The following is a 12,727-nucleotide window of genomic DNA, read 5'->3' as shown; positions in this document are numbered from 1 at the left end:
AACCACCTTAGTTTGGCTTAGGTGGTTTTTTATTTTTGGCGCTTTTGGATTAGATTTGAGCCATAAAAAAACCTACTGTATTACTACAATAGGTTTTTATTATCTCTTAGGTAAGAGATTAGAAGTCGTAACGTACGCCTACAGAGAATACGTTGTCATCTTGTAGATCTGTTTTAGCATTAGCAACAGTAAAATCACCACGGTACATAGCGTATTGACCATAGATCATAGTTGATTTCGCTAAGCGATAATCAGCACCAATGTTGAAGTTTTGGAAATTGATGTCATCAGCACCTTTTACGCCGCCCAGTTTAGTGTAAGCGCCACCTAAACCAGCTTCATCAATGCCGTATTCAGCCTTCAGGTTTACACCGTTCAGATCATAAGAAACGTTAACAAAGTAAGTGTTACCTTCGATGTCATTGTTCACAACATCTTCAGAGTTTTGGAATAAACCACCAACTTTGAATTGACCGAATTTTGCTTGGCCAACTAAACGGTATGCATCAACACCCGCGATGCCTTTGTTATAGGCTACTGCAGCATAGTAATTCTGCTCTTTAAACTTGCTGTCACCTAGAGTTGCGCTTAATGCATATAGGCTTTCAGAAGTCTTAGCTGTAGTGTCGTTATCATCAAATTGATAGTTAGCGTTTAATGTCACTAAGCCTGCAATTTTTGGTGAATAGTACCAAGCACCATCGGCAGTACGAGTTTGGGCACTGACTAAACGGTCGATATCGGCGTTAGTGTTACCGAAAATATCCACAGCACCTTCGGCTTGTTTGAATACTGAGTCATTACGACCCACTAACACAGTACCAGCGTTAGTTTTTAAACCTAAGAAAGTGTTACGTGCTTTGAAAACATCACCTGCACCAGAAGTGTTTTCAACTTGGAATTCCATTTGGTAGATAACGTCAAAGCCATCAGCGATTTTTTCTGAACCTTTAACACCTAATAGAGAGAAGTTGTTTTCTAAATAAGTACCTGCGTTATTCTCATCGGCATAGTTTGCTTCTAAGCCGTTAGTACCTGATTGTAGAGTGGCACCTGTGTCAGTATGGGTTAGAGCAAGCTCTAAACGACCATAGAAGCTTGGGCCTTCGGCTAGCGCACCGAATGAAGCCAATGCCAATACTGATGCAACTGATGCAGAGATGAATGTCTTTTTCATGTTTTGTGCTCCCTCGAACCTAAGTTCTTATCCATTTTTCATGGTTTTTGTGTGGTTTAACGCATTTGCTACCTGAGTCGGTAACAAAGTTGCCGCCGATTTTTACAGTTTTACGACTCGCAGGCTGTGGCGCAGATCATGTTTTTGGCTCTCCTTGCCTATATTCGGGCCATTTCTGGGATCTTTCCTTATATCTTGACTGCAAATTTACCTGAAAGGGGTAAAACTCTATTTTTCACTTACTACTTAAGTGGTAGGTAAGGCGGATTGCCTTAGATAGTGCGTCGGCGAGGGTAACTGTAGCATATACTAATGCTGTAGCAAGTCTGTCATATTGGTTATAGATTTGTGTTTGGGGGCGATATCTAAGCAGAAAAAGCGGCCGAAGCCGCTTTTTTATCAATAAATAACCTTGGGGTTAGTTGATTAATCTATTTAAAAATCAACGCGTAAACCGACAGTAAAGATGTTGTCATTCAGGTCTTGCTTTACATCGGCCAACATAAGATCACCATCGAAGCGCGTGTAGTGACCATAGACCATAGTCTTAGTGCTCAGGCGGTAATCTGCGCCCACACTGAACTGTTGCAGGTCAACATCACGGACCTGTTCTAGGCCACTGTTGTCTTGGTCACCAACATAACGGCTCACGTACTTGCCTAGACCTGAGTCATCTTTGCCGTACATCATCTTTAGTTTTAAGTCGCCAATTAAGTAGGCTGCGTTGACAAAATAGGTATCGCCTGAGAGATTGGCAAACTTATCATCTACATGCTCACTGTGTTGATATAAGGCACCTAAGATTACGTCACCGAATTTAGCTTGGGCCACACCACGGTAGGCTTCAACATTATCAATACCATCACTATAGGCGGCAGCGACATAGTAGTTTTGTGCTTTAAAGGCTTTATCCCCTAAGGTGGCGCTCAGAGCATACATTTGATCTTTGCTATACACGTCGTTGCCATTGCTATCCACTTGGTCATAGTTATCACTCATCAGATAAGTGGCATTAAGCGTCACGAGATCGGCAATTTTAGGTGAATAGTAAGAAATGCCATCGGCGGAGCGTGTTTGGCCTGCAACCAGTAAGTCGATATCAGCATTGGTATTACCGAAAAGATCGAAGCTACCTTCAGCTGCTTTAAATACGGTATCGTTACGACCCACTAAAGCCGTACCTGCGGCACTTCTGATACCTAGGAATGTATTACGGGCATTGAAGGTTTTATTTGAGTTATCAAAGTTTTCGACACCAAATTCCATTTGATAAATGATGTCAAAGTAAGGGCTTACAGCTTCAGAACCTTTTACGCCTAACCAAGAGAAGTTGTTTTCAAGAACAGTGCCCTCCTTTTGGTTTTGAGTTGCATAACCTGTGTCTGAATTGGTAATGGCAAGATCAGCATGACCATAGAATTCAGGGCCATCGGCGAGTGCTGTGAATGAATAGAGTGTGAGGCTAGAAATAATAGCCGTCGTCAGTAGATTCTTTTTCATCTTCATTTTCCTGTGCTTATCGCTGTTATATGCATTGATAACTTCAGTATCTATGCATGCTGTTGAGCTTTTATGCGGCAAAGTCTGCACAGACTTGAAATGATAAAGTGTGATCTTGATCAAGTTTCATATAAAGGATGGCTTATTCAACATATTGTTTTACAAGTGAAATACATGTTTTTATTAAGTCGATTACCAAATGACTCGGTGGTAAATGATGGGCCTTTGCTTTTATTACACTCATTTAGTATTCGTATCCCTTTGCATCTAGTGTTTGGTGGCTGAGGATCTGATTTCGGTTTATGTCGATATCGTTTAGAATCCACGGCACATTTCTGGTGTTGCTATTAAGCTGCCCTGTTGGCATCCATTCGATGCTAGGGCAAGCGCTCCTGCTGTTATTGAGTAATATAAGGTAAGTATTTATGACTGAGGCCTATCTAAATCGATTTGGCGGAATTGGCCGTTTGTATGGACAAAAGGCTCTGGCTAAATTTGCCACATCCCACGTGGTGGTGATTGGTATTGGTGGCGTAGGTACTTGGGCGGCAGAGGCCTTAGCGCGAAGCGGCATCGGACAGATAAGCTTGATGGATTTAGACGATATCTGTGTCACTAACACTAACCGTCAAATTCACGCGCTCAGTTCCACTATCGGCAGCTCTAAAGTCGCTGTGATGGCGCAGCGGATCCGTGAAATTAATCCTGATTGCCAAGTGAATGAAATTGAAGATTTTATTACATTGGATAATCTAGGCGAGTATTTGCTCGGGGCTAAAGAGGGGGGCAATATTGATTATGTTATTGATTGTATTGATGCCGTTAAGCAGAAGGCTGCGTTAATTGCTTGGTGTAAACGTCAAAAAATTAAGATAGTGACAGTGGGCGGTGCGGGTGGACAGACAGATCCGACGCAAATTCAGTTAACTGATCTCGCTAAAACCTACCAAGATCCTTTGCTAGCCAAAGTGCGTAATATTTTGCGCCGCGAGTATAACTTCTCTAAAAACCTGCAACGCCGGTTTGCTATCGATGCTGTTTTTTCCAGTGAGCAGTTAGTGTATCCCCAAGCCGATGGCTCAGTGTGCGGTACTAAAGCGGCGGCTGATGGCAGCATGAGGATGGATTGTGCTTCTGGTTTTGGGGCTGTAACTATGGTCACTGGGACATTTGGTTTTGTGGCGGCAAGTCGCGTATTAGCGCGATTGGCACAGCAGGCTCAAGAGGCGGTTTAAACTCTTAACCTAGATTCAGTCAAGATATCACCGCTTTCAAGGGCGGTGATGCCCCTTCAATATTATGTAATTTCATTAGGTTATACCTAGATATAAAAATCTTGTTGATTATTGACTGGTTCACATTGAGTGTATGGAAATTTAATATCAAATTGTGGGCCGCCTAGTTTTGAGTCTGCGCAATAACTCATAGTGCCTTTCAACAGTGTTGCGGCATTAAAGGCCGCTGATAATCCTAAGCCAGTACCACCTTTATTACGATTTGTAGTAAAGAAGGGTTCGAACATGTGCTCAGCAACATCGGCTGGAATGGCTAAGCCATTATTTTGAATGCTGATTTGAATTGATTCTTCATCCAAAGTCGCACTAATGTGGATAAGATTGTCTTCATGTCCTTGGAATGCATGGGTAAAGGCGTTCGAGAGAATATTACTAACAATTTGATTTAACAAACTGATATTGGTTTTGATATTGAGTGTAGGCTCCACGTTGATCTCCGTTGAGGCGTTAACATTGGGATGCATAATTAATGTCGACTCTAGGATTTCATGTAGCTGCTGGTTTAGATTACAGCATTGGTGTTCTTCGTGACTGCGATCGATGGCGATCGTTTTAAATTTTTGAATTAAACTACTGGCTTTAGTGATATTACGGACAATGAGTTCACAGCTTTCTTGGTACTCATTAAGTATTTCATTTATCTCATCTAATGTGGCTTGATCGCTGTGGATCAGGTCGATCAGTTCTTCAATATGGCTGAGCTGCGCACTTGCCGCCGTCAAACAAATGCCAATTGGGGTGTTTATCTCATGTGCAACCCCTGACACGAGTCCACCCAAGGCAGCCATTTTTTCTTGCTCAACTAAAACCTGTTGTGCTCGTTTTAGTGCGCTAAGGGATTGTTCTAACTCTAGTGTTCTTTCTTTTACTTGCCTTGCGAGCTCTTCTTTATAGCTACGTTCGAGCTTGAGTAGCCGCTCTCTATCTTCTAAGGCTATTTGCAGTTCCGTCTTAGAATTCTTTAAGGCGCTAAATGAGCTTCTAAGTTGTACTTGCATGCTATTGATGGAATCGGCGACTTGTTTGAATTCATCAATTTTTTCATGACGGTCAAATTGTAGTGGCTCGTATTCATGGTCTATGTCGATATTTTTGCAGTATTGGCTGAGTTTATCTAAGTGTTTAGTAATGTTGAACCACACTAAAAATAGAATAAACCCAGCCACTAAGAAGGTTTTAATGCCATTAGAAAGCAGAATGATAATGGCCTTATCATACAAGCGTTGATAGATAGCATCGACATCGACTTGTATTTCGAGTGTGCCGACATTGATGTTTTCAGTCGGTGATTTATAGACTAAAGGAAAGGTTTTATCTAAGGAGTGTTCTTGTTTCTGCTCGCCTGCATTCCATGCTTGGCCGCTGTCATCTTTAATCGAAATATAGTTAATATCGGGCAGCTGAATTAGCCCATTGAGCTGAGTGTTAATGAGCCGCTCGTCAATAACCCAAATACTGGCGGCGAGTACATCTAAGTTCACCTTTTCCATGTTGGAAAATACTCTATCGATACGCACTACATCATTGCGATAATCACTGATCAACTGATATGCAGTGGTGATTAAGGTGATAACAGAACTAAAAAGTACAATAGACAGGGTAAGGTGCCTGCCTATGGGGCTTTTGATAAGTTGGCTAAAGAATGTCAGCATCTTAAATTTTCTTTATGCAATAGCGGCTTGAGATGCTTATAAGCATAGACCTACAGATCCAGAAAGTGCATTTTCTCGCAGATAAAATCAACGAAATATGTCTTCATTTGTGGCATTAAATTTGCTTATTAGCCGATAAGTTCAATTTTTTGTCACTGGGATAGCACTATGTTTAAACTCAAGCTGGATTCAGTTAAGTTTTTTAGCCCGAAGAAAATGATGTTTAGAGTCATGCTGTGGCTTATGGTGAGTTGTTCTGTCTTACTTCTTATTCCCCCTAATGTGCTGGCAGTGCTGGCGCTCGATAAATTTGTGCCAGAACATGCACAGTTTGTTGGATTAGGTCTAATCGTTTCTATCGCTTATTTTTTGAGTCAATTAATTAACTTAGGCTTAGATGAGTCTATCCGTCATTTAAGTGATAAGCGTGTTATTGAGACGATTGAAGCTAAAGTGAATCTACTTGATCCCGCTGAGCGAGCTTTAGTGAGGGAATTCTTTCTTCAAGGCGCCACGATTTTGACTCTGCCGCAAAATGAACCCGCTGTAAAAAGTTTAGTGAATGCCTGTATCTTAGAGAAGCTCGGTAATGAGCGCCATTATGCAATTCAGGGACCGACCGCTGACTATAAGATTGCCATGAAAGCGCGTATGTACCTCAACCGTGATGTGCTGCGTTTGCCAGCCGGTGAGCCGAGCCAAGAAGAAATGCAGTCGTTGATTAAGGCGCGTCCGCAATTTTTGAATGGATTAGTACAAAACAGAAAACACGCAGCATAGGCGTGTTCTACCTCACTCGGATGAGTGCTAGCTATGTTTTAGTTAGCATTTTTAACATGCGAGACAACAAAAAAATGGGGGTGATAGGACCCCCTAGATTTTGCATTTATACAAGAAACATGAAGAACAACTGGAGCAAAAACTATGGTTTCGGTGCCGACTTCACAATGAACATCCAAGTGATATAAGACACTATCCCTATTGTGCTAAAGATAACGATCATTGAAAGTAAGCCTATGGGGTTACCAAACATTAGATCTAACCAAAATGCCATGACTGAAATCCTCTTTCCTGTGAAGTCCTCGCTAAATTAGCGGTATTCGATAGCTAAAATACTGATCTCGATCAATAAAAAATCGACATAGGAATACAAAGTCATAACCCTTAGTTAACTCTGTGATCTTGGTCAAATTTAAGAGTATGCTTAACAGCGACGAGTTCAAATAATTTAGCTTTGTTTCTTCTTCCGTTAGCGTCTAGGATTAACCTATTCAACTCGATCGATATTCAGTTAACGCGCTATTCCATTTATTCGTTCTTGTTTTTATATGAAGGCGCGATATCAGTTTTTTAAAGGAGTAAAAAATGGATTCTAAAAAAAGTCACAAGGATTCAATGGGATATAATTCTATCTTTGCGCCACTATTGTTGCTGATTTATCCCCTCTATTGTTTGGTGATCACAGGGCACTTTGTTGCCATTTTGTGTTTAAGCGCGCTCGCCGCCATTTTAATGTTCAACATCAATAAATTAATTCGTAATTTGAGACAACTTGAGCGTGCAGCACACCACTTAGGCGAGGGAGATTTGAGTTATCAATTGGAAGAGAAAGATGCGGGTGTGTTCATTAAGGTAGTACATAACATTAATCGCATGGGTGAGGATGTCAGCCGTACGATTTTGTCTTTATCTGATACCTGTGAAGGGATGAAAAAAGTCGCCTCGGATATCAAGGTTATCAGTGAACAGGCAAAGCAAGGCGTGTTAGAGCAAGAGCATCAAACTGAACTGGCAGCCAGTGCAATGACGCAGATGGTTTCAAGCGTACAAGCCGTATCGCAAAATGCGGTGAGTGCTGCGCAGGCAGCTGATATTGCACAAAGTTCTGCTAAGCGCGGCGATCAAATCATGAATGGCATAGTCACTAAAATTGGCGCTATGTCGCAACAGATCCATGATACTCGAACCGTGATCGAGCACTTGGCCGCCGACAGCAACAATATCAGTAGCATTATTGAAACCATTTCGCAGGTGGCCGAACAGACCAATTTACTCGCCTTAAATGCTGCCATTGAAAGTGCGAGAGCGGGTGAACATGGCCGCGGTTTTGCTGTAGTTGCCGATGAAGTGCGTAATCTTGCTAAACGAACATCCGAAGCAACGGTTGAGATCCAGCAGCAAATCGCCGCATTACAAAAAGGCGCACAACATGGTGTTGAAGTCATGTTGAAAAACGTGGCGATTGCCGACGAAACGGCTGATATGGTTGATCAAGCTCACAGTGCACTCGGGCAGATTGTCGCTCAGGTGGAGACCATTACCGATATGTCCCACCAAATCGCCACGGCATCGGGACAACAACATACAGTAGCAGAGGAAATTAATAAAAATATCAGTGTGATGGCTGAGCTAGCCCTGAGTAATGCCTCCCACACCAACAACACTAACTTATCGAGTTTGAAAGTGTATAACATGTCGCAGGAAATAGGCTCCTTGCTGCATCGATTCCATGTGAATGCGGCATTTTTTAATTCGAGTCAGGCGCAAAATAAACTCTTTGTGAAATGGGGGCCTGAGTTAGACATAGGAATGCCTGAGATCAATCGTCAACATCAGCGCTTAGTCTCATTGATCAATGAATTACACCGCACATTAAATGAAGAGTATGGACTCGAAGCCATCAAACGTATCGTGCAAGGGTTAGTGGATTACACGGCCAATCACTTTGCCTATGAAGAGGAACTCTTTGCGCGTTTTGGTTATCCTCAAACTGACAGTCACAAGGAAAAACACGGCAAGTTAGTTGGGCAAGTACTTGATTTTCAAAAGCGAGTTGTTAGAGGTGAAGATGTTGCCGACGAATTAATGGCTTTCTTGAAAGCTTGGTTGGTAAACCATATTCAAAAAAGTGATAAAGAATATACCGTTTTTTTATTATCCCATGGCGCAGAATAACCCCAAGAGCATGATTTTTGAGCGGTTAAATGCAATTTGTATTAAAGTCGCGGCAAAAGACTTGCCATTGTCATAAGCAAAGGTATAATTCCCAGCACTTAGAGACAGCCAGTTGTTTTGATTGCTTCTAAGTGCATATTTGATATGCCAGTGTGGTGAAATCGGTAGACACAGGGGATTCAAAATCCCCCGCCCTTAAAAGCGTGCCAGTTCGAGTCTGGCCACTGGTACCAAATCCTTCAGATGAAGGAACTAAAACCGACCTAGAGTCGGTTTTTTGTGCCTGAAATTTGGTTTTCGAACGGTGCTCTAGGTTGAGCTAGTGGGATTCGGCGATATCCATTTGTGTCATAGTCACGCCTTTGATTTGTGCATAAATCGCTTTGCCATGAGTGAGTTGCAGTTCGTCGCAGGCCCAAGGGGTGATGTTGGCCCAAAGTTCATCGCGGCCTAGGGCGATTTTTAATTGGATTTGCTCGCCGTTATCGCTGGGGTATAACTCTTTAATTTCTCCCTTTAGCAGGTTGCGGATACTTGAGCCTTTGGGGATCTCAGTGCAAACCGAGACATGATTTGCCTGAATACGCACTTTGAGTTTCTTCGCCGTTTCAGCCAGATAGCCACTTACCCACAAATAGTTTCCATCATCCATCACGAGTCGAGTCATGGGGTAGTCGGGATGTCTGTCGGCGACCTTTGCACTGAGGAGTGAGCTGAGTTCCTGCAATGGCACCCAAGGGCGCATTTGCTCGCTATTCCACACTTCACTTAAGGCCCCTTGGGCGATCAATTTTCCCTGATGCAGCACCAGCATATAATCCGCCAGTTGTAAGATCTCATCTAAGCTGTGGCTCACATACAAAATCGGCAGTTTTAGTTCCTGCGATAAGGTTTGCAGGTAGGGCAGTAACTCGCGTTTACGGGGTAAATCGAGTGATGCCAGCGGCTCATCCATCAGCAGCATGTCAGGTGATGTCAGCAGGGCACGGCCAATGGCAACCCGTTGTTTTTCACCGCCAGATAGCGTGCTGGGATAACGACTGAGGAGTTTTTCAATCCCTAGTAGTTGCACAATTCTATCGAACAAGACTGGGTTAGCTTTACGCACACCATAGTTGAGATTGCCCTTCACGCTATAGTGCGGGAACAGTCGTGCTTCTTGAAATACATAGCCAATTTGGCGCTTCTCTGGGGGAAGGTTCACTTTGCCTTGTTGATAAAGCAGTTTGTCACCGAGGCGGATTTCACCGCTATCTGGGGTCGAAAGCCCGCCGAGCAGGTTCACTAGCGAGGTTTTACCCGCACCCGAGCGGCCAAAAACGGCTGTCACGCCTTGCAATGGCAATTGGGTATCGACTTTCAGTTGCAGTTGTCCGAGCCGTTTTTCAATATTGATCCTTAACATACGCTTGCTGTCCTCTGCAGGGCTTTTTTACTCAGCCATTGGGAGGCGAGTAAAGATGCTAGTGCGATCACTATTGAGATAATGCACAGACGCATGGCCTGATATTCTGCCCCTGGGGTTTCAATAAAAGAGTACATGGCGAGCGGAATAGTACGAGTTTCACCGGGAATATTAGAAACGAAGGTAATGGTCGAGCCAAATTCCCCTAGGCTGCGGGCAAAGGCGATAATCATCCCCGACACTATCCCTGGTGAGGTGAGCGGCAGTGTGATGGTGAGAAATACCCGCCATCGACTGCTACCTAAAGTGCGTGCGGCTTGTTCGAGTCGAATATCAACGGTTTCAAAGGATTGGCGTATGGCTCTGACCATCAGCGGGAATGACACTATCGCCGCCGCGAGGGCCGCACCGCGCCAACTAAAGCTAAAACTGATGCCAAACCAATTAAATAACCACTGGCCGATAAAACCTTGGCGGCCCATGCTGATCAGCAAGAGGTAACCCACTACCACAGGCGGTAACACCAGTGGTAGATGGAGCACACTGTCAAATATAGCCTTGCCAGGAAACTCGACCCTTGCCAGCAACCAAGCGCATAAAATACCCAAGGGTAAACTGGCGATAACGGCAACGGATGACACCTTTAAGCTGAGCAGCAGTGCGGCAATTTCATAGTCGCTCAAAAGAGAGCCACTTAGCAGAGAGCCGCTTAACAAAGAACCACTCAGCACCCTAATTCACTCCAAAGCCATATTTCTCAAACACATTTTTTGCGCTTGGGCCCTGCAGATATTCATTGAACGCTTTGGCGCTTGCGGTCGATTCTTGTTTGACTAAGGCGACAGGGTATTCAATTGGGCTGTAACTCGTTTCTGGGAAGGTGCCAACGATTTTGATCTTTTGGGCGACTTTCGCATCGGTTGAATACACTATGCCAAGCGGCGCTTCACCCTGTTCAACCAAAGCGAGGGCGGCACGGACATTGTTAGCACGGGCGAGTAAGGGCTCAGCGGCTTGCCATAGCTTGAGGTTTTCGAGGGCTTGCTTGGCATATTGTCCAGCAGGCACATGATCTGGATCGCCAACAGCCATACGACTGCCTTTTAATGCGGCTTTAATATCCCAATCGCCATTGAGCACGACTTCTGTGATGGGACTATTTTTCTCGGCAATCAAGACTAAGGTATTTTTTAACAAGGTTTTTCGGCTGTTAACATCGACCGCTTTTGCATCGACCAGATAATCCATCCACTTTTGATTCGCCGAGACAAACAGATCGGCGGGCGCACCATTGGCCACTTGTTTTGCCAGTGTTGAAGAAGAGGCGAAGGAGAATATCACCTTAGTATTGTGTTCTTTTTCATATTGCTGGCCGATTTCGTTAAGTGCATTGGTGAGCGATGCCGCTGCAAAAACAGTCACTTGCTCATTGTCTGCCGCAAAAATTGGGCTAGATGTCAGTACCATTGTAAATAACGAAGCCGTGGTAAAACGCAGTAATTGCTTAAGGTGAATGGATTTCATTGTGTTCCTCCGTGATAAAAAGTGATCGTTATATACCAATCTATATATCGATCATTCAAGCCCTAAGCAATCAATTAGTGATCTGTGTGCGGTTTCTTGCGGATTAATGGCATTCATCCGCTGAAATATCTCGGCAATCTTATTGGTATCCTCAAGACGATGAAGGACAATAGGACTCAAGTCAGACTTGGGTGCTGGATAGACGATGGATTTACATGCATTACTTACGCTTTCCCTCGGGGATAAGCCCTTCGCCAATCCTAGGCGGATAAGCCTGCTTGAGCAGGTTGCCAACACAGGCTCGATCAGCCAAGGCGCCAAGCTTGCGGGGATCAGTTATAAAGCGGCGTGGGACGCGATCAATGAGATGAACACCGCCATGCCCGAACCCGTAGTGTGTAGCGAAAAGGGCGGCAAAGGCGGTGGCGGCGCTAAACTCACCGAATTTGGCGAACGGTTGCTTAAGGTGTATTCCATCACCTCCCAAGTACAAGAAATGGCTTTGGCTGCCTTGCTCGATGAGTCCGTCGATATGCACAGTTTATTGGATGTGATGGCGCATTTCTCTCTCAACACCAGCGCCCGCAATCAGTTAACGGGGCGTATCAATAGCATTGACTCATTTGGATTAAATGACAAAATCAGCGTGACCTTAGCGGGCGGACAACAGATTCAGATTTCAGTGACCCATTCGAGCCGCGAACGCTTGCAGTTAGCCCTGGATAAATCTGTGTTGTTACTGTTTAAAGCCCCCGCTGTACTGGCGACGACTCATGCCTGTGAAGTGGATGGGCAAAATTGCCTAAGCGGTCGTTTGCTGAGCGTGACTGAACTTGGCGATAAGGCCGAATTAGCCATAGATATTGATGGCAAAGACATCATCTATTCAGTGATGCCACTCACCCAAATGCAGAGTTTGGCTGTCGGCGAATCATGTTTCGCCTGTTTTGATGTCACGCAGGTGATCCTCGCCAGCATGAATTAGTCGAATTGAATAATTAATTCGATTAATCATTGGGTTATTCACTGTGGATGGCCAGTGACTTGGCGTTATTGTTTTCGCAATGGGTTGGTGGGGAATCTAATGGTTTCTTTTATTTACGAACTTGATTTGTATTTTTCATTCTTTTAGAGAAGATCAACGTCGTGGGGCTTCACCTTACAACGTTGATTTTTCTTGAAACAGAATCAAATGAAGTCTGTATCTAGATTCGTTTGA

The 12,727-nt window shown here is 43.9% G+C and carries 11 protein-coding genes and 1 tRNA gene; 5 read left to right on the top strand and 7 right to left on the bottom strand.

Translation table 11 applies throughout. From position 1 onward, the window contains the following. Nucleotides 1–118 precede the first annotated feature (118 nt). Together L5M11_RS06400 and L5M11_RS06395 are read right to left on the bottom strand one after the other, a co-directional pair. The gene (locus L5M11_RS06400) at nucleotides 119–1,177 is read right to left on the bottom strand and encodes a porin (RefSeq protein WP_105251476.1); all 1,059 of its coding nucleotides are present in this window, start codon (nucleotides 1,175–1,177) and stop codon (nucleotides 119–121) included. 435 nt (nucleotides 1,178–1,612) lie between these two features. Further along, a complete protein-coding gene (locus tag L5M11_RS06395) occupies nucleotides 1,613–2,677 on the bottom strand; it encodes a porin (protein ID WP_113941534.1) in 1,065 nt (354 codons plus the stop codon). Nucleotides 2,678–3,102: 425 nt separating this feature from the next. Between L5M11_RS06395 and tcdA the strand changes: the two genes are divergently transcribed. Continuing rightward, nucleotides 3,103–3,912, top strand: a complete 810-nt coding sequence (gene tcdA / locus L5M11_RS06390; protein ID WP_113941536.1) for a tRNA cyclic N6-threonylcarbamoyladenosine(37) synthase TcdA — start codon at nucleotides 3,103–3,105, stop codon at nucleotides 3,910–3,912. A gap of 86 nt (nucleotides 3,913–3,998) precedes the next feature. Here the strand turns inward: tcdA and L5M11_RS06385 are convergent, their stop codons facing one another. Beyond that, nucleotides 3,999–5,624, bottom strand: a complete 1,626-nt coding sequence (locus L5M11_RS06385) for an ATP-binding protein (protein ID WP_263185675.1) — start codon at nucleotides 5,622–5,624, stop codon at nucleotides 3,999–4,001. Nucleotides 5,625–5,792: 168 nt separating this feature from the next. Between L5M11_RS06385 and L5M11_RS06380 the strand changes: the two genes are divergently transcribed. Continuing rightward, on the top strand, nucleotides 5,793–6,404 hold the full coding sequence (locus tag L5M11_RS06380) for a superinfection exclusion B family protein (protein ID WP_105251480.1): 612 nt from the start codon (nucleotides 5,793–5,795) through the stop codon (nucleotides 6,402–6,404). Between the two features lie 142 nt (nucleotides 6,405–6,546). On the opposite strand, the gene L5M11_RS06375 is transcribed toward L5M11_RS06380, so the two are convergent. Beyond that, nucleotides 6,547–6,678, bottom strand: a complete 132-nt coding sequence (locus L5M11_RS06375) for a DUF3149 domain-containing protein (protein ID WP_105251481.1) — start codon at nucleotides 6,676–6,678, stop codon at nucleotides 6,547–6,549. Nucleotides 6,679–6,989: 311 nt separating this feature from the next. Between L5M11_RS06375 and L5M11_RS06370 the strand changes: the two genes are divergently transcribed. Then, a complete protein-coding gene (locus L5M11_RS06370) occupies nucleotides 6,990–8,579 on the top strand; it encodes a bacteriohemerythrin (protein WP_263185676.1) in 1,590 nt (529 codons plus the stop codon). Nucleotides 8,580–8,725: 146 nt separating this feature from the next. Next, nucleotides 8,726–8,812 (top strand) — tRNA-Leu (locus tag L5M11_RS06365). 86 nt (nucleotides 8,813–8,898) lie between these two features. Here the strand turns inward: L5M11_RS06365 and modC are convergent. Genes modC through modA form a run of 3 tightly spaced genes read right to left on the bottom strand, consistent with a single transcriptional unit; the run spans nucleotide 8,899 to nucleotide 11,508 of the window. After that, complete coding sequence (modC, locus tag L5M11_RS06360; protein ID WP_263185677.1) at nucleotides 8,899–9,984, bottom strand: molybdenum ABC transporter ATP-binding protein ModC; 1,086 nt, start codon at nucleotides 9,982–9,984, stop codon at nucleotides 8,899–8,901. Then, on the bottom strand, nucleotides 9,978–10,715 hold the full coding sequence (modB, locus tag L5M11_RS06355) for a molybdate ABC transporter permease subunit (RefSeq protein WP_006083011.1): 738 nt from the start codon (nucleotides 10,713–10,715) through the stop codon (nucleotides 9,978–9,980). Before modB ends, modC begins: the two co-directional genes overlap by 7 nt. A gap of 1 nt (nucleotide 10,716) precedes the next feature. After that, nucleotides 10,717–11,508: a molybdate ABC transporter substrate-binding protein gene (modA, locus tag L5M11_RS06350; RefSeq protein ID WP_263185678.1), complete on the bottom strand. Its 792-nt coding sequence runs from the start codon at nucleotides 11,506–11,508 to the stop codon at nucleotides 10,717–10,719. A gap of 205 nt (nucleotides 11,509–11,713) precedes the next feature. Between modA and L5M11_RS06345 the strand changes: the two genes are divergently transcribed. Further along, nucleotides 11,714–12,493 carry a TOBE domain-containing protein gene (locus L5M11_RS06345; protein WP_263185679.1) on the top strand — a complete coding sequence of 260 codons (780 nt, stop codon included), beginning with the start codon at nucleotides 11,714–11,716 and terminating at the stop codon, nucleotides 12,491–12,493. Nucleotides 12,494–12,727: the final 234 nt, after the last annotated feature.

Source organism: Shewanella sp. SM87, assembly GCF_025653705.1.
Classification (GTDB): domain Bacteria; phylum Pseudomonadota; class Gammaproteobacteria; order Enterobacterales; family Shewanellaceae; genus Shewanella; species Shewanella oncorhynchi.
This window is presented reverse-complemented; position numbering and strand designations above follow the sequence as displayed.

What these genes read in the sequence shown, in the direction of transcription:
- modA (WP_263185678.1), bottom strand. Translation starts at nt 11,508, where the DNA reads ATGAAATCCATTCACCTTAAGCAATTACTGCGTTTTACCACGGCTTCG.
- L5M11_RS06345 (WP_263185679.1), top strand. Translation starts at nt 11,714, where the DNA reads ATGGATTTACATGCATTACTTACGCTTTCCCTCGGGGATAAGCCCTTC.
- modC (WP_263185677.1), bottom strand. Translation starts at nt 9,984, where the DNA reads ATGTTAAGGATCAATATTGAAAAACGGCTCGGACAACTGCAACTGAAA.
- L5M11_RS06370 (WP_263185676.1), top strand. Translation starts at nt 6,990, where the DNA reads ATGGATTCTAAAAAAAGTCACAAGGATTCAATGGGATATAATTCTATC.
- tcdA (WP_113941536.1), top strand. Translation starts at nt 3,103, where the DNA reads ATGACTGAGGCCTATCTAAATCGATTTGGCGGAATTGGCCGTTTGTAT.
- L5M11_RS06375 (WP_105251481.1), bottom strand. Translation starts at nt 6,678, where the DNA reads ATGGCATTTTGGTTAGATCTAATGTTTGGTAACCCCATAGGCTTACTT.
- L5M11_RS06385 (WP_263185675.1), bottom strand. Translation starts at nt 5,624, where the DNA reads ATGCTGACATTCTTTAGCCAACTTATCAAAAGCCCCATAGGCAGGCAC.
- L5M11_RS06400 (WP_105251476.1), bottom strand. Translation starts at nt 1,177, where the DNA reads ATGAAAAAGACATTCATCTCTGCATCAGTTGCATCAGTATTGGCATTG.
- L5M11_RS06380 (WP_105251480.1), top strand. Translation starts at nt 5,793, where the DNA reads ATGTTTAAACTCAAGCTGGATTCAGTTAAGTTTTTTAGCCCGAAGAAA.
- L5M11_RS06395 (WP_113941534.1), bottom strand. Translation starts at nt 2,677, where the DNA reads ATGAAAAAGAATCTACTGACGACGGCTATTATTTCTAGCCTCACACTC.